The following is a 23,766-nucleotide window of genomic DNA, read 5'->3' as shown; positions in this document are numbered from 1 at the left end:
AAATCAATACACTATTTACGACATATCTTCAGCGATGCCTCCCTGTAGAGGTCTACTAGGTTCCTCATGTCGTTAATTACGGCCGCGTTGAGCTCCCATACATATATACTCCTATTAGACCTCCTATTTATCAATACACCCAGGAATCCCGATGACAATGCTCCACCAACATCCTCGATAACATTGTCTCCTACATGTATTACCCTGTTTGGCTCGAAACCAGAGATCTTAGCGAATTCCAGGAATATCTCCCTATCTGGTTTGCTATAGCCTATAATGTCCGAGAATACGGCTACCCTAAAGTATTTTGAGAGCCCGGTTTTATCCAATATGATCATTGTGTAAACACTGGGCCAGAATAGAACATTGCCCACTACACCCATATAGATGCCTTCATCATGGAGCTTACTTAAAACCGGTATAACATCAGGGTAGATTATCGATCCCGGTTCAACGGTTGTGAACGCTTCCATTAGGATGGAGTCAACAGTATTGAGGCTGGTTGAGAGCTTTGCCGCGATTATCTCTTTGCCACGTGCAATGAGCTCAAGTGGTGGAATATTCGGCGTGAACCTCCTGAGCTTCCGGGCCTCCTCATGTGATACGTATATTGCTTTCCGCGCTTCATCGATGCTTAAACCCAGCCTATTAGAAGCTATCTCTGAGAGGTGATCAAGGGTTTTATCGAGATCCACAAGCGTACCCCATATATCGAAACTTATAGCCAGGCAACCAGCCATACCTAATCACCTATGCGGACCCTCAAATCTCTCCACTTCTTCAACGAGGTGTTCAATAATATCCATTAGTATCTTTAAACCTATCTCGAGCGCGCTGGGGGAGCCTGGTAGCACAACAGCTATTCTCCCATCCGGCAGTATATAGAGGCCTGCACGAGACAGTAACGCTCTCGACCCCTCTCTCTCATACGATATTCTCCTAAAGGCTTCACCAAAGCCGGGTAACGTTCTCCATGCAAGCGATTCAATAACGTCCACGGTTATATCCCTGGGACTGGGGCCTGTACCACCAATGAATAATACGACTTTGCTATTAGCCTCACGTATTACCCTGACTATGTCTCTATAATTATTACCTATCACGGTTTTCCCTGTAACCATATGCCCCCTCGCAGTAATGTAGTCAACGGCTTTCTCACCGCTAACATCCATAGATTCCCCGCTGGCAACCCTATCACTAACCACTACAATATGGAATTTCACAGCCATATTCAACACCATTGATATCTAGAACCACTACATGTTTAATTAACCTAGCTGTATCAACACTATTCCTACTTTACATGAATTTATCGCTCAGCGTAGAGTAAGAGAGCAGATATAGATACGGATCCCGAGGAATGTGTTGAATAGTATTTAATATAGGGTGCTGTGGATTTATAGATAATTTTAAATACCTGTAGATATCTCTAGGGTACTTAGAGCTCCTGTGATCCGCTGTGCGGTGAGGGTCGTGCTAGAAACCCGGATGGGGCCCTGCGGCGTTGGGCTCGACCGAGCCCCATGCAGTCTAGGTGAAGCAAGTGAGCCCAGGCCAGGGGCTAACCCCGCTAACAAAACATCAGCAGGGAAACGCTTAATCCTGTTAGAAGCCCTTAAAGGTGTAAGCCTTGATAGTAATCGAGATCAAAGGCAGAGAGGTCACCGCATATAAAGCGTCGATGAGAGATATATGTGAAGCTGTCTATACGTTGACTATGATCATACCCCCCGGTAAAACAACATCATACTCGAGTATAGCTAGGCTACTCAAGATACATCCCCGGGTAGTAGCTTACTGCCTCTCCATTAATAAACACCCGGTTATCATCCCCTGTCATAGGGTCGTTTATAGTGATGGAGGAATAGGTGGTTTTTCACTAGGAGGTAGCCATGTGAAGAAGAAGCTATTAAGCCTGGAAGGTGTGGAATTCCTGGATGGACACGTTAAAGAAGACTATATAATGGACCTGGAATCCAGCATCCTAAGTAAAACCTCTTAGAGTTTTTATCCAGTATAATGAATCCCGGGCTAGGTGAAGAACAACTAATTATTTTAATATCCTGGTCGCATTTAAATAACATGGTTATAGGTGGTGAGTTTGAAGGCTTTCTGCATGGTGTTAAACAGGAAGATAATGCCAGTTATTAAATCCTATCTAGCGGTGAGGCTAGTTAAAGAACTAGGGTTCACACAACTTGAAGCAGCCAGAGCACTAGGTATGAAGCAGTCAGCCGTAAACTATGCTTTAACGGGAAAGAGGAAGCCTAAGTATTATGAATCAGTCCTTGGAATACCAGGCCTTAAGAACTTGCTTGATGATACTGTAGAGGATTTCAGGAAGGGAAGAGTGAGAAACCTGGATCAATGCAGTATATGCCGCTCCCTATTCTCGAGAGGCCTCTACAAGGAGGTTCTTAACGCTGTTGACGAGCCTATTGAAGAGATCAGTAGAGTTGGTAGGCTTTAATCTCGCACACGATACATTACAACTGAAAGCTTGTCCCTTGGGGCGGAGAGGAGGCTGGTTCCAGGAATTATTTATATCGGGTTATAGTTGATTTAAAGCCGGGATAAAGATATATTTGCTCATGATTACCATTTTAAATATTTTGAAGGAGTAAATCTATTTTAGGTGGCATTTTCCGTGGCATCAAGTGGCTTCGAGAAGGTAATAATAAGGCCTATATCTAAGGAGGAAGCATACGCATTACTATATGATGTAGCCACTCTTATATCAAACATGAAATCCTTCACAATAACAGCACGCGATCCATCCACAAACGAGGTCTCAGCCGTCTTAAGCAGGAGGTCTATTCTAGGAGTAACAAGGATTCCCCTGAAGATAAGAAGCGAGGTCAAGAGTGATGACATAATCCTAATGTACTTCAACTCAGATGCATTTAAGGCACAGATAGAGTATAGGCTTGTACCAGTCTTCTATGCCTTACATATTAATTTAAGGGCTGTGTGCGAGGGAGGAAACACGGTGTTGTGTACAAGCGTCATCGAATCATTCACCAAGGAGTTAGAGGATGTATTAAAGAAGCCGGTAAAGCCAATGATAACTCCACCTAAGCCAGCCCCAAAGCCAGCCGAAGTAACACCTCAAAGAGTTGAAACCCCGCCACAGGAAGCAGTAAAGCCACAAACCCCCCAGCCTCCCCCACCCACGTTATCTCCCACTCCACCTAAGCCTACTCAACCAGAGAGGATACTGGTTCCCCAGGAAAAAGAAACTGTAGATATTACTAAATTATTTGACGAGGTATTGATTGCAATGGCACTCATAAACTCAGACCTAGTGTCAACAGGTGAGTTAACCGTGCCCTGGGATATCAATACCCTTATAAATAAGGCACGTGAAAAGAAAGGCATGCTCTCGCAGTATAAGATAGGGATACTCTCCGTAAAGGATAAAAGCGATACAATGGATCTAGTGATATTTGTTAACAGGAATGGAGAGCCCATGGGCTTCTACGGTAGAATCGAAAACCTCTCCGTCAAAGGCCTCGCAGATGAACTAGTATCACTCGAGAAATCTCTTCCAGCAATAGAGATAACATACAGGCTATGGGGTGTAAAGCAACTGCCAGGGGTTTAGGGCTTGTTTTTAATTGGGCAAGGCTTAAAAGCTATTCTATAAGCAGTATAATATACGGTGGCACCGATTAAATGCAAACAATAGAATATGTGTTTCTAGGTTTTCTAATCTCGAAGATCACTGGACACATGGCACGTAGACTAAATATAAACGAGGTAGCTGGTTATTTAGCAACAGCTATTCTACTTGGATTAACCCTGGGTAAGGGCGAGTATATACGTGATCTAATGCTTATCTCAAATGTGGCAGCTATATTTGTAGTATTCTATGCAGGTGTTTCGAGTGATCTAGAGACTATCATCGAGAATTTCAAGTCATCAACAATGGTCTCGCTGCTCTCCGTAGCCTTCACTATGGCATTCGTTTTACTGGCTGTAACATATATTGGATTCTCCCTGGAGTTAGCATTCATTATTGCACTATTATTATCTAACACCGCGACTGAAACAGTATCTATGATTATAAAGAGGCTCCCCATACACATCAGGTCGATACTGGTCTCGGCAAGCTTCGTTGATGACCTCTTCATGTTGTTTACCACGTCTGCATACTATATCTGGTATGTAACGGGGAACGTCAGTAATGTTGCACTACCAATACTGGTTTCTATGGCGCTCACGATACTGGTCTTCACATTATTATCGAGGCGGCGGAGCGTCCTTAAAAACATGTTTATCTATATGTCTAGGGACATAGCGTTTTTCACTGATATAGCATTGCTACTATTATCACTAATGCTACTAGTAGCCTATGTCTCCGGTGTAAGTCCCTTTATAGCTGCTTATCTAGCTGGAATATTCATCTCGGGAGGAATATGGATACATGACCCCATGTTAAGATATAGAACCAGGATAAATGATTTCACCAATATATTGAGTACCATAATAGATGGTGTCTTCACCCCCTTATTCATGCTATATGTAGGGCTCCATATAACAGTATCAGCCGTCAACACGTTACTCTTCATCCTGCTTCTAGCCATAGGATTATCTGTTAAAACGGTAGTGTATTTCTCATTCTTCAAGCTTCGTGGTGAAGAAACATTTACAAGCCTGGTTGCAGGGGCATCAATGACGGGAAGGGGGGTATTAGAGCTAACCCTGCTGGTTAAGGGCTTTGAACTAGGGGTTGTATCACTAGAGATATTTAACACCGTGGTGGCTGTTGCCCTCTCCACTATCGCTGCTTCAATAATACTTGTAGCCTTATTATCTAGGAGAGGATTCAGCTAGGCCCGTGCATTCATCCCCTTTCGAGTCATCCCTTCCAAGCCTCATCCTCGAAAATATTCAATTGGTTGCGAGTAATTTAATAATTTTATTCAGGTTTATTTCAGATACGATGACAGGATTCATTAATCCCAGCTTATACAGTATCTCAGGCTTCACTTCCCCGACAAAGCCTATCTGTTCCCCGTTTACATTGATAGCAGCTGTCCTCTCGGGGAGTAAGCCGGGGACCATGGTTTTTTCAAAGGATAATGTTACACCTAGCTCTTTGAAGAGTGTTCTAACCACTGCGAGGCCATCGGTTAACGTGGCCTTCTCATGGGAAACAGCGATACCTATCCTCCTCTCCACACGTGCATTCGTCTCCATTGACTCGTCGGGGAGCACCACATCCCCGATTTCAAACACTGCAAGCCTGGCCCTCTTACCCTTGTTCTCAATTATCGCCTCTATTATGCCGGGCGTCAGCCATGACCTTATAGCTGTATACCTATCTGACTTAGGGTTCTCGACAACGAAGATCCCCTGGTTATATCCCATTAATGTAGTCTGGGACTCGATACTAGTCATCATGTAGTTTGCTATCTCGATGAATCCGAGTCCTACTAGTATATCCCTGACCCTCCTCGATATATACTCTAATGGATGTATCTTTCCAATGCTGGTTGAGTAGGGTAGGGAGTCTGCCTGCCTTCCTATAGCATCGTAGCCATGGGATATAGCTATATCTTCTGCGACATCAACCCAGCTTCTAGCATCAAGCCTGTAGATAGGTGCTTCCACTGTGAGGACTCTTCCCTCAATGCTTCTCACTGTATAATAATGGAGTGAGAGATACCTTACAGCGTCTTCTACACTGATATCGACGCCTATGAGTCTACTGACATCACTTAAATTAACACTGATAAAGTTGCCCCTTCTCCTAGGTGCCTCAATGATTAATCCGCTGGGATGCTCTACTCCAACAACTTCGATTATCCTGTTCTTGGATCTCTCGGCGATGTTTACAGCCATTATAGTAACCATGTCTACGACGATCTCTGGGTTTAAACCTGTTGAATCAATCAATATGTTGCGTGTATTAGTGGTGACCTTGTTATCATCGGAGTTAAGTATAGGTGCTAGACTGAGTATCGTCCCCTCAGAGTCCATTAGCACTGGGTACCTCTCCATGGACTCAATTATATACCCATACAACCTCCCCTTCTCGGTTTCACTAAGCACCTCTCTAAGCGTCATTTCACGGTTTTCATTTAAAGGTCTATACTTGGTTTCATAGGGGTTGACAGCTCGATAGTATATCGGTGGTTTAATCTTGTCGAGATCGTATACACCTATACTCGCCTTCCTACGCGCCCGGCCATATGTAGAGGCCAGTTTCTCTTGTAATTGCATTATTTGGACAATGGCCTCCTCATTCAAAACCACATCCCTTACCACGGCGAGAGCTATATAGGGTCTCCCAGGAATGCCCTCACTATATCCTTTAATACTTGAATTGACGATATGGTACTGCTTCCCCTCCAGTCCTAGGAAGGGCCTCAGAGCCCTTGCAAGACCTTCTGCACTAAAGAGATCGGGGCGGTCATGGTTTGCCTCGTACTCTAATATATCTCCCTCAACATTGTCAACCTCGCATTTAAGCTTCGTTAACCCTTTATACAATTTCTCCAATGTAACACGACTACCCAGCAGGGCCTCTATATCGCTAATGCTTACCCTGATAACCGGCATATCTATCACTTCAATAATTTATTTCTAATTAATTCCCAGGCGTTATTGATTAATGTTTCTTCCTCACTGCTCCATTTAATCAGGTTTTCAACCTGGAATAATTGTGCAACATTATTTAAGCCGTTAACATAGGCTAAGGGTGCATAGAGCGATAAATATGTGAGAGCTCCCTTTATCTCTGAAACCCTCTTATATGTTTCAAATCCCAGTATTCCCCGAATACTCCTTGTTGATATTGGTGATGGTAGTTTCACGATATTGTCAGACCTCAGCTTCGGGAATCCATCGATCACTCTTGATAGATCTCCCAGGCTGGTGCCGAAGCCTGTTTTAACGGCTTCTATGGCATACCATGTTTTTAAATAATCCCTGAACACCGAGGAAACCTCGTTACCATGGAGCTTCCTATAAGCTAGAAGTGTGGCCAGTAGTGAAGCCACTGTCGTCTCCTGTAGGTAATGTTGTGAAAGAGTCTCCACGGTATCCATGTCTGTATGATAGTATTTACTCGGCCACTCGTTAAGCATGACTGTGTCAAGCCCCCATGAAATAAAGATATCGTGATCGCTTCCAACAGTATACGGTGACAGCGAGTATCTCACCCCTGGTAGATTAAAGCCTCCGAATGACTGTGCTGTATCAAATACAGCTTTCACAGCTAGATACATGTAGGGGGTAATCATCGACTCCATATATAATGGCGTGTTAACTATGTTGAGCGTGGACCCGGTCACCCATTGCTTAGAGCCCACCATGTCTAGGTTGATTACTCCAAGAGGCTGCCACGGTAGAGCGTTATCGAGGAATACAGTCCCAGTGTGCTCTGGAACCCATACATGACATAAAGGTACCTCCAACCCGGTTAACCGTGATGCGAAAGCCGCCATATAGTTTACGACACTACCACTGGCATTATCATGGGCCCCCGGTTTAGGGTGACATATATGGCTTACAAGCACTATACCGGGCTCCTCATATTTATTACAAGCAATAAGTGCGTGCATAGGTTTACCCGTATACCTTGTCCTACTGCTCCAGCAAACCTCTATCTTCCTCCCAGGGTTCTCTATCAGCATCGACATTAGTTTAAGAGCTGTTTTATACGGTATATTCATCACAACCTTATCCTTCACCTCATCGCTATGGAGGAACAACCCCATGTAAGGTACTGCCTCACTATATCTCTTAGAATCATAGACCAACACCAACCTGGCATCTGCTTTAATATATGCCTCGTAGGCAGGGCCCTTAGTTAAAACTACCTCACCCTCACATTTTCCTCCACTGCACAGGGAGAGAACGCCACATCCCTCCCCTGGAGGCGAGTGGGCTGCAACAAGTGTTGGATGCTCATTAAAACGATACTCCTCTATCACATTACCCCCTGTTTTGAATTGTAGAAAGGCTTCGTCGATATCCCATGAAACAGGGGTGTCGATGAATCCTTTTCTGGAATCGCTGGGTATCTCTATCATCCGTGTAGAGTAGCCCAGCCCCTCAAGTATTTCGCGTAGATCCATTAAAGCGTTCTCGAGACCGCTACTACCCTGTATTCTATGATGCCTTGTCAACATGTTTAAGACGTCTAATGTCATTAAACCACGTGTATTTCTCCTAAGAGACTCCATTACTTCTTTAATCAAATTCGTCAATCCCCATGTAAGTAATACTTAATAATCTATAGAGATAATAAAGTGTGACAGGCCATTAAAAATAATACCAGGGAGATATACATGGTCATTGTAAGTATAACACCCGAGTTAGCCCTCGATAAATCACACATATATGCTGGCGGACTAGGCGTCCTAGAAGGGGATAAGCTATATGGGGCAGGTGATATGGGTATCGATTACACAGTGCTCTCCCTCTATTATAGACATGGATATGTGTCTGTGTCTTTCCAGGGCATTCAACCACTACTAGCTCCTGAAAGACAGAATAGGGAGTTCCTTGAAAAACTAACCCCTGAGGAGGAGTTCGTAGTAACTCTTAGGAACACTGAGGTAATAGTCAGGCCCTGGGTCTACAAATATAAGACGGCGAAAGCCGTATTATTCGAGGCCGTCTGCCCTCAATGGGCGAGGAAGCTAACCGATAGGGTATACCTTGAAGACAGTGCAGAGGAGAGTTTCCTCAAGTATGCTCTTCTGGCGAAGGCATCCTCATACTATATAAGGAATGTTATAGGCCTAGATAAGATCAACGTAATAGACCTTGAGGAGTCATACACCGCACTCATCCTAAGCATGCTCGATGTAAGCGATAAAGCTAGGATAATAATCCACACACCCGGACCTTGGGGTCATCCAGGGTTTCCAGGGGAATATATAGCGAGGGAATTCGGGCTGTTCCTGGGAGACAACGTAAACCTCTCCGAGTACGCTTTGTCACGGCTTAAATCAGCAATCGTTGTATCCAGGAAGCAGGAGGAGATAATAGGCAGGATCTTCCCGGCGCACGCTGGTAAATTCAAGGGGATAACCAACGGCATATATCTACCAAGGTGGATGCATCCAGAGCTATATATGGCGTGGAAACAGGGTCTGTTCCAGAAAGAAATACTAGTGAAGGCCAGGGCTGAGTCACGGGAGAAGCTTCTCTCACTAGTTAAAGCAGTGAAAAATAATGTAAACGCTGAGGGGAAACCAATTATTGTGTGGACAAGGCGTTTAGCTAGATACAAAAGGCCATACTTTATAGCTAGATTCATCGAGGAAAACCCGGATATCAACGCATTCTTCATAATAGCTGGGAAACCCCATCCAAGAGACCAGGATGGAATAGAGTATCTAAGGAAATTCAGGGAGCTAGATTTGAAGCTGGCTAATGTAGTATATCTTCCAGAATACGATGTTGAGACAGCCCGTTTAATAATACAGGGATCAGACCTGTGGCTCTTCACCCCGTTCAGCGGGTGGGAGGCATGTGGAACGAGCTTTATGAAGGCACAGGTCAATGGAGTACCGGTGCTCTCTAGTAGGGATGGAGGAGTACTCGAGGTGGTTGAAGACGGTGTTACAGGCTGGCTCTTTGGCCAGGACCTCAGGGACTTCATAAACATATATACTGATCCTAGAGCCAGGGAGATAGATGAAAAGGAATACGCGGAGTTCAGAAGCAAGTTACTATGGATAATAGACATGTATCATAAAGACCCGGAGAAATACCTAGAGATCTCAATGAATGCCTGGAAGAGGACTCCTGAAAAAGTAGATATGACTGGTGTCCTGAAAAAATATTATTTCAGTGGAACTACCTCACAATGAACACTGAAACCGGTGAGTTTATTACTAGGGATAAAGCCGTACTCCCTATAGGTATTTCTGTCGAGAGACTTAGACCCCTAGCCCCCACTACCACTGCATCATAACCCCCTTCAATAACCTCCCTGACAAGGACCGAGGGAGTGTTACTACTAGAGGGATCGTACTCTATCAGCTTATACTGTATATCCATACCCTCCTTAGCCGCCCTTAGTTTCACGCGTTCAAAGGGGTCTCCCCGTAGATCTCCCTTCGGTTTAGCGTATACTACAATTATCTTGGAGCCATAGTGCCTTGCCAGGTCAATAGCGAACTCCAACGCTTTTAAACTATTCTCGCTCCCATCCACTGGGACAAGGATTTTCCTGAAGTAGAAGCTTATCTCGTATGTAGGTGCTTCACTCATGGTTCTCACCTTTTTATCTATGTCTACTTGTCTTAATCAATTTTTCCAGGGAACCGATTCCCAGTAGGCTATCTGTTTTCTCCACAACCCTATACTGGTCGTGTTCAAGGCCCAGTATCGCGTATGCTACATCCATGTTTTCCGGGATAACAATTGACTCCTGGTGGATCCCCTGGAACATGTAGAGTCGTGTATCCTCGATCTTGACTGTATCGATGAACACTGAGTTCTCATATATGTCACCACGCATCCTACCAGCATCTCTGGCTAGTTCCATGAGCTTACTGGTGGAATCAATGCCTGTCCGAGTTGAATCTATAAGTAGAAACCTCCTATATCTTCCTAGCACCTCCAGCACCTCATCCTTCTTGACAGGGGACTTTAGCTCGACCTCTATAAACTGCATATGCATAAGGGTTGTTGGAACCACGACGGCAGCACTCGTGATATTAAGCCATGGAGCCACTGTACGGGCATCTACCCCGTGGTGACTAGGTATCTCCGGGGGATCCAGTAGTATGGAGTTGACGGGGCCCTTGTTATCCTCCTTGGGATCCGCCGCTCTCCTGATAATTACTGCCAGCGCCTTCTTGACACCATACTCCTTTTCTAGTATACATAGCAGTCTCAGCATACCTGTTGTATTACAGCTGACGACCCTTACATTTTTCTTATTTATTGCATCACTGTAATTACAGAACGTACTATAGCTGATCTCAGCTATCTCTGGGTCCTCACCTCCCTGGAAGACAACTGGTTTGCCGTGTTTCTCATATATCTTCTTATTTAATACACCTTTACCACCTGGTGAGGCGTCATATATTAAATCTGCTTCTTCAAACAAGTAGTCTATGTATCCACTTGGCTCGATGCCCGAGTTAATAAATTCCCCTGCTCTATCCCGTGGAACAAACACTGGTATACCCTTCTCTATCATTAGGTATGCCTGGTAATCCGGCTTATACTTGGCGACTCCAACTAGCTTAAAGTCCTTGTTCAACAATACTGAGTCAACAATTCTCTTACCTATGGTTCCCGAGCCATTTACAGCTACTTTAACAGGCATGGCTACCATCCCAGGAACATTTTAGCCGATAACTCCAGTGCCTTTAGCGCTGGGAGTTCTTCGCCGGAGAGGAATAGTAGGAGTGCGTTGCCGCCTGTTGACACATGTATTCTATTCGATAACTTTGATTCATTCACCATAGAGGCCAGGTGTCCTCCAGCTATCAATGTAAAAGCGTTGGAACTGTATACAGCGTCGAGTATCCTAAGTGTTCCATCTCTAAATCTCTCATCCTCTATAACGCCTGCGGGACCACGCATAACTATGATCCTGGCATCCCTTATGAGGTCGCTGTATATCTGGACTGTGTTTTCACCTATATCCTTAACCACACCTCTAACCTCACCTATATATGTGTTCCTCACATCACCGTTTACTTCAACCTTGAGATCAACTGGTGTCTCAACCGGTGCTCCCCGTAGCAGTATATATCTAGCCCTGGGGACAAGGGATAGTACCCCCTTCTCCTCCAGGATTTTCATGTTCTCTGTCCCTATGTTCACTCCCTTGGCGACTAGGAATAAATGTGCTAGGAGGCCTGTTGTAAGTATTCTATCGGCTAACTTATTCCTCATCAGGTTCTCGATGACCCTTAATAATTCCCTAACCTTGGAGCCGCCTAGAACATATATCCTGGGCGACTCACCGGAGCCGAATACCTTTCTAACTGCCTCTATCTCACGCTCGAACAGGGGGCCGATGCAACTCGGCATGAGGAGTGGTAATCCCACGATGCTTGGCTGGCTCCTGTGAGCTGTTGCAAATGCATCGTTCACATATATGTTGATCACCGATGAAAGCCTCCTGGCCATAATAGTTAATGCCTGCCTCTCGGGTGGAGCCTCTAATACTTCCTCTGAAAGGAGCCTCAGGTTATCCAGCAAGAGGATCTCGCCTGGCTTTAAGTTATTTATTTCCTCAAGAGCCTTTGGACCTATTACGTCAGGAATGTAACGTATGTTTATCCCAGTGTACTTTGATAGCAACTCGGCATGCTTCTCCATTGATGTAAAATCGCTGTCACCGGGTCTACCCTGGTGTGATGCAAGTACCAGTGCAGGCCTATACTCCTCCACTAGTCTTTTGATAAAAGATGCATGTGTTCTAATCCGTCGATCATCAAGTATTTCACTTGTGTCGGGATCTATGGGGACATTTATATCTATGCGCATGAAGACTTTTCTACCCGTTATATCAATATCCCTTATTGTGGGTAGCCTGGGGATCTCTAAGTGGCTCATTGTTCCACCATTTATTCCATTAACGTCAGCGTTTATAACTTCCAATGGAAGGGTTTATTTAAATATTTAAAACTAATCAACGAGAATTCTTACATGATTTTTTACATAAACACAATAAAATGAAGAATTAAGAAAAATTATGATATCTGATTAAAACTACTCCTACTTCTCAATAAAGTGTATAGCTCTAGTGGGGCATACACTTGTACATAATCCACATCCATAGCATTTCATTATACTAACCCTTGCAACACGCTTACCACTTGACTCCTCAACATGTACAGCATCATAGTTGCATACCTGCTCACAGAACCCGCATCCAATACACTTCTTCTCGTCTACTACCGGTGGCTGGGCCCACACTCTTCTAGGCTCCGGCTTTAAATACTTCAATGCCAAGCCCTTTACATCAAGGATACTTGTATATCCGTGTCTATCGAGCCATTCATTCACCTCCCTAATTATTCTAGCGAATGCCTGTGGGCCCTCAATCAACGCCGCTGTACATATCTGTACTGCTGAAGCACCAGCCATGAAGTACTCTATGACATCCACACCCCTACTAATCCCTCCAACACCTATCACAGGTAGCTTTGTATTCAAAGCCACCTGTGAGACAACTGCCAATGCGAGTGGCTTAAGGGCTGGGCCACTCATCCATCCATAGCCGTATGGACCACCAACGATCGGTAAGCCGGTCTCAACATCTATGTGTAGGGCTGGGCCAATAGTATTCGTAGCAACGATCCCATCAACGCCCACTTTCTCAAGTTCCTTCACTAGTTCGGGAATGTTGGGGGTGAAGGGACTTAGTTTCGGAAATATTGGTATGTCAACGCTCTCCCTGAGGGCTTTGGCAGCCTCTATTACTGGACGATAATCCCTGCCTATGTAATGTGTTGAAAACTCGATCGCCTGGACGCCGGCTTTCTCAACCTTCGGGCCGAGCAAAGATAGCTCCTCGGGTGTATACCCTATACTCGCTATAAACACTGCCCCCCTCTCCTCGCAATAACTCTTAACAAGCGGGTACTCTCTCTCTAAATAATGCTCAGCCGGTATATCACTCCATAATTCAGCATTAAGAACAGCATATATGAAGCGGTGGTTCCCGCTGTCCACCGGCGTAATCCTTACATCGCCAGGCTTCAGGGTTTTCAGTAGGTGGGCCCTCACTAATCCACGATCAACTGCTGCCATGCTGGGGCGTGGGACTATAGCCGGCTTCACACTTATAGTCTTAGCCACGACTGCACCAACGCCATTATCTATTAACATCCTCATGGCATCGGCATCCCTTGATACAGGACAGGCAGCATTCATTATCGGATTTCTTAGCTTCAACCCGGCTAGTTCAACACTTAGGTCAGCCATATACTCTCCCACCAATCTTTATTATGAATATATATTGTTAAAACAGGTAAATAAGCGCTAACATTGCAACTAAAAATCCTGTCCCCCAGGATGGAGAGAGACATAATCAATCATGCTAGAACCCTGGTAACAGCTGGCCCTCTTTCCAGGATCAATAGAGGTCTGGATGGGTACTATCTTGGAAGAGGATCATTATCCTCGAAACAGAGATAGAGGGTTAAAAATATGCTATAGTAACCGGCTAGCTGCAGAGCGGGTATTCCTCTGGTACCCTGGTTCTAAAGTATCTCCCGGTTCCAGGATCCTGGAACAACCCTATCTTAACTCCTTTCCTACCCCTTGGGTTCAGCTGCCATACCTTTACAGGAACTAGCTCTAGTTCCCTACCGCCTGGGGTTTTCACCTTTACTTTCTCTGTACAGGGCATATGGATCACCATTGTAAATTAATATGTTAAACCCTTATATAATTTTTCCCATAGCTTAGTAATTATTCGATTTTTCTCGATACAACACTATCTATGTACATAACAATGTTATTACATATATTCAACTATATTGAGAAATAGTAAGGTATCAGCACTATTCAAAACCCTAGCGGGTCTTAGAGATGTTCTACAATATCCATTCCTAAGTGTGATCCTATAGATGGAGAACCGCTCAGCTACCCCAGGGCTGAGGTCATCCTAGGGATCCCTCGGCATGACTCTCCTCATCGCACATTATATTATTTATTCCGAGACATGGATTTAACTATTCCCACAGATATCGTTGGAAACAACCATGAAAACCAGGTACAAGGCATATGAATGAATCAGTAGGATGACATGGAATGTGTTCACGCATTAGTAAGCCATTGCTTGTATAATGCGACCGTGTTCAAAGAAATAGCTTAGATGATTCATGAGTGAAACCATTCAATCGCTAGCTGTGAAAACAGAAGTCTATTATAGAATGTGAAAACCGGGATACCGGGTACCCGGTGACCAATTTATAGTTTAACCGGGTACCCGGTTCTTTAGAGTGCACCGTATTTCTCTTGCCATTCCTTGTATGCTTCCAGCCATGAGGGATCTATACTAGGCTTCCTCTTCTCTATTACCTTTACGAAGTCCTCTGTGGTTAGTGGCCTGCTTTGCTTTATGTCCTCAGGCTTCGATAATCCTTTCTCGTTTAATTCCTCTGCCACATTATTCTGTACTTCTTTAACTATGCTGGCTATGTCTGCTGGACTATAGTTTTCTGTTAAGTCCGCTAGCTTCTCATAGTCTATGTTATCGATTGTGTAGATGTCTTTCAATTTACCGATGAAGTGTATGAATAATTGTTTCCTGACTTCACTGTTTGGTGGTGGGACATATATCCTCTTCTCGAACCTCCTTATGAAGCCTATGTCAAGGGTCCACGGCTTATTCGTTGCACCCACTACGAATAACGGCATCTTCTTGTTCTCCTTGCTCTTTAATCCATCCATCTCGATCAGGAACTGGTTTCTCATCCTCTTCTCGCCACCCACCTCGTTTCCCAGGGGCTGTAGTAAGCTGTCTACTTCATCAATGAATATGATCACTGGTTTACCTTGCGAAGCATATTCCCTGGCCTTATCAAATATCTTCTTAACGTTTTTCTCTGCGTCACCAAGCCACTTACTCATAACTGTGGCTGGGCTTACATTTATAAGGACAGCGTCTACCTCGTTGGCAAGGGCTATCGCCAGCTCTGTTTTACCGCATCCAGGTGGACCAAACAAGAGTATTCCCTGGGCCCATCCAAGAGGGTAGAGGTGTGGTGTTTTCACAGGGTATATTACTGAGCGTTTCAAAGCCTGTTTTACTTCCTCCAGGTCTACTAGATCCTTAAACGTGTTCTTATTACTCCTCTTCTCAGGCTCCAGTACTTCGACAACGTCATCTATACTGCCCTCCTCGCCCTGAGAACCACCTATCTTCACTGAGTTAGATAGATACTTTTCTAGCAGTGCTACCCTATTCTTATACTTCTGCACCAGGTCCCTATACGTCTCCGCTAGAGGGGAGTCAGGGTATAGTTTAAGGTACTTTGATAAGAGGTCTATGGCAGAGTTATAGTATTTTATAGCTGTCTCGTAGTCCCCTGCCTTATCTGCTGAGACAGCCTTGTGAGCGTACTCTATACCTTTATCAACGAGATACTGCATGCTCACAGCAATCACACCCAGTAGCCAGGGTTAATCCGGCTTAGAAGCGCTTTAACCTCACTAATCCCTTCTCCTCTAGCCGCCTCAATACCTCATAAACCGTGTCGCGTGAAACCCTATACTTCGATGTGAAGTATTGGATGTCGAGTATACCCGCCTTACTCCTTAGCTCAGCCAGCACCCATTGCTCAACAATATTTAACGGTACCTCGTTCCTGCTCTCTATACTGTCCCGCTGAAACTCGGGTTCAACCTCCACCGGTTTCGATGCTTGCTGCCCATTGTTCGAGGGTGGTGGAGGCGGTATTTTCACAGCCGCCCTGGCTCTCTCATCCACTGTAGCTGGTGGGACTAGTGCCTCAATATTTTCAACCGGCTTTACAGGAGTCTTTTCCTCGTTTTTCTGACTCATATACTTATTTATGAGGGGCTGGGGTATAGATGAACTATCGGTTGACACCTTTATGCTTCCAACCTTCTGCTCAATCATCTTTATCAGGCTTACCAGTTGTGGGTTGATCTTCTCTACTTCGGGCTCGATCCTCTTTAATTCTTCTAGTACCTCCGGTAACACCTTCATTGGTTCCTGGACCTGCGTGATTGTCTCAAGCCTGAGCCTAACCCTTGTTAAATCATAGTATACCTTTGTGAAGAGGTTGAGGTAGCCCATTATATTCCTGTTCTCCTCATCTATTATCTCTTGAAGCTCCTTGTCTTGTACACCACTTAGCTTAAGCTTCCTCTTATGCTCCTCGAGAGTGATCTCAAGGCTTCTCTTAGATGCCTCAATACTCCTTATCATCCTATCCATTAATACTATGGATTCCTCAATATTCCTGACAAATGGATCCTTGGGCTTAAACGCCCACAGCAGTTTACTGAAGAAGCCACCCCTAGAGCCAGTAATAGAGATAGACATGCCTAAACCCCTTTATCACACGCTTCCACCAACATATCCCTTGTGAACGGTTTTTAAATAACGGGTATAGTAATACACTAGGGGTACCCGGCATTATTGGTCAACCAAGGGATTCACAAGCCTTAAATATTAAATATTATGGATCACAATATGTTTACTAGTGGAGTTGATATAAAGATGGATCTCATTAAGCGGGCCCCGCTCATCTTCCTAGCTTTGATACTACTGGGATTAGTATTCATAGTTCTAGCTGTATCAATAGCCTTGTCATCGTTCTACAGCTATAGATTACCAGGGATCGAGGGTTCAGGCATAGAGGAAGCAGTAGTCAAACTAGTGAATACACTTGTCGATATAGCGGTGAGACTCGGTTTCCTAGGTATAACCGTGTGGGCGGGCTCCCTTCTAATAGGGCACGGAATCAAAGGATTAAAGTCTGAGGGTAAGCCTTGTGAAGGAGAAGAGAAGAGGTCTGAAGAGAAGCCTGAGTCTAAGATGAGAGAAGAGAAGTAAGGGAAGTAGCTTGCTCGGCCCGTTCAGGTATGTGTTGCTCGTGGCATCTATTACAGTGGTTATTCTATTGATATCCCCGCTGATTATATTGATGCGTGATTTCGCTACCAATACATCCTGCCTATCAATCAGTGTTGACACCGGTGGACTCCGGGTCCTCGACAATAATACCTACAGGGTTTCATTAATTATTTCATATTGCTCATATATAAAGCTAAGGGACTTCAAGGTAAACCTCAGTACAACCAGTATCTCGATCCCAGAGCTAGATAAAGGAGAGAAGAGGATAGAGATCAGCCTAGATGTTAATGAGGTCCCAAGCATCAACTACATTGAGTTCAAAGTTCTAGGCTTATACAAGATAGTGATTAAGACAGGGTGACCAGGCGTAATGGCTGTAGGGAAAATCGTGACCAGTATCATCAAGGGGCTTATAACCGGGTTAATATACTATACTGTATTCACCATCATAGTACCAGGTGTACTAGGCTATGCGATAAATACGTTGAATACAGGTTTAACGTAACGTTTTACAGGGGGAGGATGATTAATGACAGCTTCATTATTCCATTATACATCACCGCCTACGTTGATATCAATGGGCAGAGGTCGATGTATATACCAGATCCATCCACGGTGACGCTGAGAATATATAGTAAAATGCTTGAGAGAATAGGCTTCATTAATTTAACTAGTGATGAATGGGGCAGCAACTACGCTAATGGATACCTATATGCCTCATACTACTATGACAATGGTACAACACTACTCTTATTCAAGATACCGGTAACCATAGATACGTATAAATACTGGGATACAATTGTAATAGATAAAATCCTGAATGCCACGGTATTCTGTCGAGACAGCTCATGGTTCATTAATTACATGGCACCTCGAAGACTCGATAGTAATACATGCTGTGGGACAGGATCAAGCTGCTATTCTTCGACTACGCAAGCCTACTTGTTCGCCGGGCTTCTTTCACTGGATATAAATGGTTTAACAATGTTCAGCGGGGTTAAAATAGTGTGGAAGACGTATTTTAATGCAACTAGTAAATCATATACATCTACATCATATACTATTTTCGCAAGCCTCTACGGGGATGAAAAAAGCGATTTCCAAATAACTGTACCTCTATACTAGACTAGAATCACTGACCTCCTCCACGTTTCGGAGAGCAGGGGGCTTTCGGCTGTAAAGTAACAACCCTAGAACCAGAGGGAGAATCGTCCACTTGAGAGTAGTCTTTTACTGTGGTTTAGGGGCTCGTTTGTGACAACCGTCCCATTGCCCTACAGGAGCGGTTGACTTTACTCATGGCTTGGAGGGGAAATACTAATATTTATGCTTGAAATTAAGGCAGGGAGAACGCTAAGCAGCCTACAACTAAGAAACACTTGGCAAACCATATTCTACGTGGTGTCCATGTCGGGGCTCGAGGATCTCCAGGATCAACTTCATGAGAAATTATAATATATAGCTCATCATTATTCAACAATTGCTTTTCTCAATAATTCTTAATCTATATGCTCCGAGGAGTAATGAGGATAAGATTATGATCAATGCCAGCCTGGAGTCTATTTTTGAAAAAACGATCCAAGTCGCTATAACAAACGCGATCACCCCAACTAATATCCTCGATGAAGCCGGGTTTACCAGTCTCTTGCTTACTTGTCCTTGCCTCTCTACCCCGTAGAACCAGAGTGAAGTAATATAGAAGAATACTATTAGAAATAGGATTAAGGGGTCTTCTCCTGTAGGAAGTATTGTTGAAGACACTCCAGTTATTAGTGATGTGATTATGGCTGTGAAATCTCGGAATGCCGTTGCAAGCTTCAGCCTTGTGAAAGATATGGCTGTGTAAACTATTGTTGAAATAACTCCCAGAATGATTAATACTTCAGTCATCTCTACCCATCTTATACACTCAGTTTAGCCAGATTATCCAAGTCTGTTATAAGGTTAATGCTTAGGCCTCTCTCGTAGGCTAGTGTCCGCTGGTTGACAGGGTTGAACGGAATGTATATAATGCCTGTTGCCTGGGAGGATACGAATATTATTTTCCCACCATACTTGTTACTGACTATATTCATGTAGCTGTCGAAGATCTTCTCAGCGAGCACGCTTGATATAAGCGGTGGGGTTACTCTAGCATCGGTCGGCAGACCCGAGGCTTTTATCGATGAGATAATATTCTTTAAAACCGGGTAAAGTGGTGCCTCCTCGACCTTCTCTAGCTTCACAGGTTTACCTGAGTACACTCCAAAGACATCTGTCACAGGGTTTGCAGCATATGGTGCTATTGCCGAGACAAGCATTGTCAGCCTCAACTCCTCACCCCTCTTCAGAAACATGCCTTTAACAAAGGAAAACCTGGATTCAACCACGTAGAACGGTAGATAGAAATTTCCGCTGCCTGAAACAACGTAGACTTGAGGTGACCCGTTTTTAGCAAGCACGATCCCCCTAAGGTTCTCAACAATCTCCACGAGATCGCTCAAAGGCCTCTTATAGGTTTCTCTAATTAGCTGGAAAACCTTTGTATATGCCTCGATAAACCTCAATACCTCCAAGGGATCCTTGCCAGCTCTGAAAAACTCGTGTGATGCTTCAGAGATTTTATACACTATCTCCGCAATCATCTTCTCGGCCTCTAAAACCCCTCTATTGACTTCTGGCGAGGCAGGCGATCCTACACTATCCAAGAGCGTATTGTACTGGTCTATCCCCGTCTTCGCGATATCAATGGCTGCTTGGGTATCCCTATCGTATAAGAGGCTGAGTGCTGTTAGCACAGACCTTGCAGCCTTAAACCTCTGCTTAACGAGGTTGAATCCAGGCTCGTCGGGGATGTCTGCTAGCGCTTCTTCGATATTCTTCAATGCCGATTTGACGTCGAACCTGGATAGTGCTTTAACCGCGTTGAGCAGATAGCCTGCTGTGTTGCCGTATATTATCGTCTCCTGTATCAGCTTCAAATCATCTTCTGATACGGCGAGGTCTCTTACGGCTTGGATTTTTAGCGTTTCCTCAAAGATCGGTTTAGGATCATCGCTTGAAGAAGATGATGGGAAGATCGGCGTTAGAGGAGTTGAAAGATAAAGCAGGTACTTGGCTCTTAAATTGCTCCTCGCGATCATTACCTTCGGCTTTATAATCTCCTGGAAGATCTGGTGTCTAGCCGCAAGATCTGCCACCGTCGACGAGATCGTTGTAGAAGGGAGAATTTCTCGAATCCATTTTTCAAGGTCTCTTCTAAGCTTTTCGACGTATGCTGTAGCATCAACAACCTTGTTCAGGAAGCCGCAGTACTCACATCTAACCCATTCTTCGCCAGGCTTGGGCTTAGGGAGTGGAGCCCCGCAGTTAGTGCAGCGGAGTGCTACCGTCTCCACTGCTTTAATCCCTCATATAGTACCTGCGTCCCGCTTGGATACTTAGGCTCATCAGCTTTGCTTCAAGTATGCTTATCCTAGCGTTTAACCTTGCCTCAACCTCTTGCAGTGCTTTCATAGCCTGCTCGTAGTATTTTTTCGCAAGGGCGTCACTTAAATTGTATATCATCGTGTAACAAACTCTGCAGACAGCGATCGTCCCATTATTTATTATATATGGGGAGTCATTCCCGTACTTCTCAATGATATACTTATTAATCGATGCTGGAAGATATATGTAGTTGATCTCTTCGCCTTGAATCTCTCTGTGACAAACCCAACACTTGGTGGTTTTAGACAGCTTGCCCATCCTGCTGTCAACAAACTTCTTAATCTCGGCTGGAGCCTGTTGGAGGTAGGCTGCTGCTTCGCTGTATAACTCCATTGCATTTGCTGGATTATCGGCTTCTATCTTCAAAGCCCTCACAATTCTAGAGTAACCAAGGAACCTGAATCCTATTGTAGACAGTGGATCGTTGATTTTCAAATAGTCTTCGATTATCAGCCTCCTCGATCCTTCTGCTAGAAGTTTACTACCTATCTCCTCGTACTTTGAGGCAAGCGACTCATCCATGCGCCTAGCCACGTCTATGCTGAACTCAGGGAGGCTCACTATCATCGAAGCGATCTCAAGATCCCTGCATAACTCGCTAGCTGTGGGCTTGCTAGCTAGGCCTATGTCAAGCTGCCAACTGGGGTCCAGCTTCTTGCATTGCTGCGATGCTTTAGAAAATGATTCAGCCGTCTTTTTGACCAACGCATCGTAGAATAATGCGTAGAATAACGTCTCGTCGGCTCTCTTGGAGATTTCTGGATCTTTCGCCCCTAAAGCTATCTCGTAGGCGTTTAGAAAGTATTTCACAGCGCTCTCTAAGTTGCCTTTATTCCTCTCACTTAAAGCCTTGTTCAACTCGTTCTCAAACTTCTCTCTATCGCTTTTAAACAAGTGCAAGGCTATATCTCCTTCTTGAACTTTTCAAGGATCTCCTTCTTCAACTGCTCGTATTCTTCCCTTGTGATTAATCCCTCGTCGAGCATATTCTTCAACTCCCTAAGCTTAGCGATCGTCGGGCTCTCGGCTGGCTGAGACGGCTGACTAGGTTGCTGGGATTGTTGAGTAGGCTGGACAACTTGTTGCATTAGGCTGGGCATTGCCACAAGTGCACCCATCCAGCCAGCAGCAGGCGATTTACCCAGTGCTCTCATGACTTCAACCGTTTTAACGATCTCCAGTACTTTATCCTCCTCGCCTTTCTGAATAGCCAATAAGAGCGGGAGACCGTAGGTAGGGTCTTCTTTCTCCATCCTCTCGAGTTGCGGCAGGCTTGCTCCGGCGATTTTGACATCTATGAGCTCCAGCCCCCTCTGGACAAAAGCTTCCTGTATCACTCCTGCTTTAAGCCTCGAGGTCGTCTGAGATAGATTTGAGTAGATGTCTATTGCGGTATATTTGCTGATCTCCTGAATCAATGTCTCGGTAAAATAGTTTCGAATAAATTCCGCCACAGCTGATGAAGTCAGATTACTCACTGAGCCAGCTATTTGGGTGAGGAATAAGACTGGATCTGAAACTCTATACCAGAATTCGCCATACACTTGAAGCTCAGTCATGTATAATGTTCTAGGACCAAGTTTAACCCTAGTGGATAGACCGAATTTACCTTTGAACTGTTTGAGTGATACAAATACAATCCTCGCCTTGAAAGGCGACTCGCCGTAGCCCATTACCAGCCTATAGGCCCTCGTGAGAAGGGGTAGGTTTTGAGTTGTCAGCATATGTCTTCCTGGTGGAAGTACATCGTAGATCTTCCCGTCCCTCATGAATATTGCCGTCTCATACTCGTGGACTATCAATACGCTGCCCCAGCGGATCTCCTCATATGGGTAAACCCAGAGGAGATCCTCTGGCCCTGAATTAACCCACTCTATAACATTAGTCTTGCTCAAGCCCGTCACCTCCTATACCCTGACAGCAGGCTATCCCTTTCCTCGAGCATTGCCTCGTATTCTTTTGCTAGTCTTTCGATGTTCTCTAAGAATTTCTCTGCATCTGTGATGCTTGAAGGCGGGTTTGAAGCGGCTTTCTCTAGCGTTTCCGCTATCTCGCCGAGCTTTAAATCGTGCTCCAACATCTTGTTCAAAACCTCATCGTCCACCTTAATCACGTGGAAGAGGGGCCTATAACCGTAGGGGGCATGCATCGTCCTCTCTGCAAGAGAATCGATTTTGTAAATTAATTTTTCCAGCCTCTCCGCGAGAGGCATTGAGACAGTAGACGAAACAGTGTTCGAGTAATAGTTTTTCAAGCCATTAACACATTTCTTAAGCCTACGATGAAGCTCATCGCGTACAACACGATCAGTCTCTCTAACAAGCTCCTTCTCTTTATATCCTCTGTAGCCTGGGAAAAGCATCATCAGCTTCTCGTAAAGCCTTAAATCCGGGGATGGCTTAGCATTCACGACAGCTTTAGCACCTCTATTAAATAATTATATTATCCCAATTATATATAAAACACCTTGAAATCTACTTCGATTCAGTAGTATCCAAGGTATACCTGTTGTATAAATAATGATGAAGCCTCTCCAACTTCCTTGCGGGATCCAATTCTAGTGGTGCTAGAGTGATAGGCATGGGCAACCACCATGAAACAATAGAATTGCTTCAACGGGCCCGCCGGGATTTGAACCCGGGTCCTCCGGCTCCGGAGGCCGGCGCCCTATCCTGGCTAGGCAACGGGCCCGTATTCCTCTTGATTATAATATGCTCTTGATTTTTATTAATTAATTATGTTGAAGACTCTGG

Annotated in this window: 25 protein-coding genes and 1 tRNA gene; 9 read left to right on the top strand and 17 right to left on the bottom strand. The window is 44.6% G+C overall.

Going from position 1 to position 23,766, the window contains the following annotated elements; genetic code table 11:
- Positions 1-11 precede the first annotated feature (11 nt).
- Both SPHMEL_RS02095 and SPHMEL_RS02090 read right to left on the bottom strand, forming a co-directional pair.
- Entirely contained in the window at positions 12-740 is a 729-nt protein-coding gene (locus SPHMEL_RS02095) for an HAD family hydrolase (protein ID WP_012607871.1), read from the bottom strand.
- Positions 741-746: 6 nt separating this feature from the next.
- On the bottom strand, positions 747-1,241 hold the full coding sequence (locus SPHMEL_RS02090; RefSeq protein WP_084322086.1) for a MogA/MoaB family molybdenum cofactor biosynthesis protein: 495 nt from the start codon (positions 1,239-1,241) through the stop codon (positions 747-749).
- A gap of 389 nt (positions 1,242-1,630) precedes the next feature.
- Here SPHMEL_RS02090 and SPHMEL_RS02085 point away from each other — a divergent pair, with 389 nt between their 5' ends.
- The 4 genes from SPHMEL_RS02085 (at position 1,631) to SPHMEL_RS02070 (ending at position 4,836) form a co-directional block, all read left to right on the top strand.
- Positions 1,631-2,002: an MGMT family protein gene (locus SPHMEL_RS02085; RefSeq protein WP_042667100.1), complete on the top strand. Its 372-nt coding sequence runs from the start codon at positions 1,631-1,633 to the stop codon at positions 2,000-2,002.
- 99 nt (positions 2,003-2,101) lie between these two features.
- The gene (locus tag SPHMEL_RS02080) at positions 2,102-2,470 is read left to right on the top strand and encodes a transcriptional regulator (RefSeq protein WP_042667099.1); all 369 of its coding nucleotides are present in this window, start codon (positions 2,102-2,104) and stop codon (positions 2,468-2,470) included.
- A gap of 177 nt (positions 2,471-2,647) precedes the next feature.
- A complete protein-coding gene (locus SPHMEL_RS02075; RefSeq protein WP_012607861.1) occupies positions 2,648-3,604 on the top strand; it encodes a hypothetical protein in 957 nt (318 codons plus the stop codon).
- Positions 3,605-3,675: 71 nt separating this feature from the next.
- On the top strand, positions 3,676-4,836 hold the full coding sequence (locus tag SPHMEL_RS02070; RefSeq protein ID WP_042667097.1) for a cation:proton antiporter: 1,161 nt from the start codon (positions 3,676-3,678) through the stop codon (positions 4,834-4,836).
- A 57-nt stretch (positions 4,837-4,893) separates the two neighbouring features.
- On the opposite strand, the gene pheT is transcribed toward SPHMEL_RS02070, so the two are convergent.
- Positions 4,894-6,567: a phenylalanine--tRNA ligase subunit beta gene (gene pheT / locus SPHMEL_RS02065; protein ID WP_042667095.1), complete on the bottom strand. Its 1,674-nt coding sequence runs from the start codon at positions 6,565-6,567 to the stop codon at positions 4,894-4,896.
- A gap of 5 nt (positions 6,568-6,572) precedes the next feature.
- Positions 6,573-8,210 carry a zinc-binding metallopeptidase family protein gene (locus tag SPHMEL_RS02060; protein WP_042667093.1) on the bottom strand — a complete coding sequence of 546 codons (1,638 nt, stop codon included), beginning with the start codon at positions 8,208-8,210 and terminating at the stop codon, positions 6,573-6,575.
- 90 nt (positions 8,211-8,300) lie between these two features.
- On the opposite strand from SPHMEL_RS02060, the gene SPHMEL_RS02055 reads away from it, so the two are divergent.
- Positions 8,301-9,833 (top strand): glycosyltransferase, encoded by a 1,533-nt coding sequence (locus SPHMEL_RS02055; RefSeq protein WP_042667091.1) that lies wholly within the window; start codon positions 8,301-8,303, stop codon positions 9,831-9,833.
- On the opposite strand, the gene SPHMEL_RS02050 is transcribed toward SPHMEL_RS02055, so the two are convergent.
- The 7 genes from SPHMEL_RS02050 to SPHMEL_RS02020 all read right to left on the bottom strand — a co-directional run bounded on the left by SPHMEL_RS02050 (position 9,820) and on the right by SPHMEL_RS02020 (position 17,011).
- Entirely contained in the window at positions 9,820-10,236 is a 417-nt protein-coding gene (locus SPHMEL_RS02050) for a universal stress protein (RefSeq protein WP_042667089.1), read from the bottom strand. The genes SPHMEL_RS02055 and SPHMEL_RS02050 overlap by 14 nt on opposite strands.
- A 13-nt stretch (positions 10,237-10,249) precedes the next feature.
- A complete protein-coding gene (locus SPHMEL_RS02045; protein ID WP_042667087.1) occupies positions 10,250-11,302 on the bottom strand; it encodes a type II glyceraldehyde-3-phosphate dehydrogenase in 1,053 nt (350 codons plus the stop codon).
- A 2-nt stretch (positions 11,303-11,304) separates the two neighbouring features.
- Positions 11,305-12,543, bottom strand: a complete 1,239-nt coding sequence (locus tag SPHMEL_RS02040) for a phosphoglycerate kinase (protein WP_198011709.1) — start codon at positions 12,541-12,543, stop codon at positions 11,305-11,307.
- A gap of 162 nt (positions 12,544-12,705) precedes the next feature.
- Complete coding sequence (locus tag SPHMEL_RS02035) at positions 12,706-13,917, bottom strand: 4Fe-4S dicluster-binding protein (protein WP_042667084.1); 1,212 nt, start codon at positions 13,915-13,917, stop codon at positions 12,706-12,708.
- 241 nt (positions 13,918-14,158) lie between these two features.
- On the bottom strand, positions 14,159-14,344 hold the full coding sequence (locus tag SPHMEL_RS02030) for a chromatin protein Cren7 (RefSeq protein WP_173361975.1): 186 nt from the start codon (positions 14,342-14,344) through the stop codon (positions 14,159-14,161).
- Between the two features lie 590 nt (positions 14,345-14,934).
- Positions 14,935-16,092, bottom strand: coding sequence for an AAA family ATPase (locus SPHMEL_RS02025; protein ID WP_198011729.1), 1,158 nt, complete (start codon positions 16,090-16,092; stop codon positions 14,935-14,937).
- A gap of 40 nt (positions 16,093-16,132) precedes the next feature.
- Complete coding sequence (locus SPHMEL_RS02020; protein ID WP_042667082.1) at positions 16,133-17,011, bottom strand: hypothetical protein; 879 nt, start codon at positions 17,009-17,011, stop codon at positions 16,133-16,135.
- Between the two features lie 150 nt (positions 17,012-17,161).
- Between SPHMEL_RS02020 and SPHMEL_RS02015 the strand changes: the two genes are divergently transcribed.
- From SPHMEL_RS02015 to SPHMEL_RS02005, 4 genes are read left to right on the top strand one after another with little or no spacing between them, the layout of a single operon-like run.
- Positions 17,162-17,524, top strand: coding sequence for a hypothetical protein (locus SPHMEL_RS02015; RefSeq protein WP_042667910.1), 363 nt, complete (start codon positions 17,162-17,164; stop codon positions 17,522-17,524).
- Positions 17,525-17,534: 10 nt separating this feature from the next.
- A complete protein-coding gene (locus tag SPHMEL_RS02010; protein ID WP_042667081.1) occupies positions 17,535-17,906 on the top strand; it encodes a hypothetical protein in 372 nt (123 codons plus the stop codon).
- A gap of 9 nt (positions 17,907-17,915) precedes the next feature.
- Positions 17,916-18,050, top strand: a complete 135-nt coding sequence (locus tag SPHMEL_RS07600) for a hypothetical protein (RefSeq protein ID WP_269479112.1) — start codon at positions 17,916-17,918, stop codon at positions 18,048-18,050.
- A 17-nt stretch (positions 18,051-18,067) separates the two neighbouring features.
- Positions 18,068-18,670, top strand: a complete 603-nt coding sequence (locus SPHMEL_RS02005; protein WP_198011708.1) for a hypothetical protein — start codon at positions 18,068-18,070, stop codon at positions 18,668-18,670.
- 348 nt (positions 18,671-19,018) lie between these two features.
- Here SPHMEL_RS02005 and SPHMEL_RS02000 read toward each other — a convergent pair whose 3' ends face one another.
- From SPHMEL_RS02000 to SPHMEL_RS01975, 6 genes are all read right to left on the bottom strand, one after another.
- On the bottom strand, positions 19,019-19,435 hold the full coding sequence (locus SPHMEL_RS02000) for a hypothetical protein (protein WP_042667079.1): 417 nt from the start codon (positions 19,433-19,435) through the stop codon (positions 19,019-19,021).
- A gap of 11 nt (positions 19,436-19,446) precedes the next feature.
- The gene (locus tag SPHMEL_RS01995) at positions 19,447-20,922 is read right to left on the bottom strand and encodes a hypothetical protein (protein ID WP_042667078.1); all 1,476 of its coding nucleotides are present in this window, start codon (positions 20,920-20,922) and stop codon (positions 19,447-19,449) included.
- A gap of 4 nt (positions 20,923-20,926) precedes the next feature.
- Complete coding sequence (locus tag SPHMEL_RS01990) at positions 20,927-21,913, bottom strand: hypothetical protein (RefSeq protein ID WP_042667077.1); 987 nt, start codon at positions 21,911-21,913, stop codon at positions 20,927-20,929.
- A gap of 2 nt (positions 21,914-21,915) precedes the next feature.
- Positions 21,916-22,917, bottom strand: a complete 1,002-nt coding sequence (locus tag SPHMEL_RS01985) for an SPFH domain-containing protein (protein ID WP_012607845.1) — start codon at positions 22,915-22,917, stop codon at positions 21,916-21,918.
- Positions 22,914-23,423 (bottom strand): hypothetical protein, encoded by a 510-nt coding sequence (locus SPHMEL_RS01980; protein WP_042667074.1) that lies wholly within the window; start codon positions 23,421-23,423, stop codon positions 22,914-22,916. The genes SPHMEL_RS01985 and SPHMEL_RS01980 overlap by 4 nt, the downstream gene beginning before the upstream one ends.
- 206 nt (positions 23,424-23,629) lie before the next feature.
- Positions 23,630-23,704 (bottom strand) — tRNA-Arg (locus SPHMEL_RS01975).
- Positions 23,705-23,766: the final 62 nt, after the last annotated feature.

The organism is Desulfurococcus amylolyticus Z-533 (assembly GCF_000513855.1).
Taxonomy (GTDB): Archaea; Thermoproteota; Thermoprotei_A; order Sulfolobales; family Desulfurococcaceae; genus Desulfurococcus; species Desulfurococcus amylolyticus.
The sequence above is the reverse complement of the archived record's forward strand: the minus strand, read 5'-3'. Positions and strand labels throughout refer to the sequence as shown.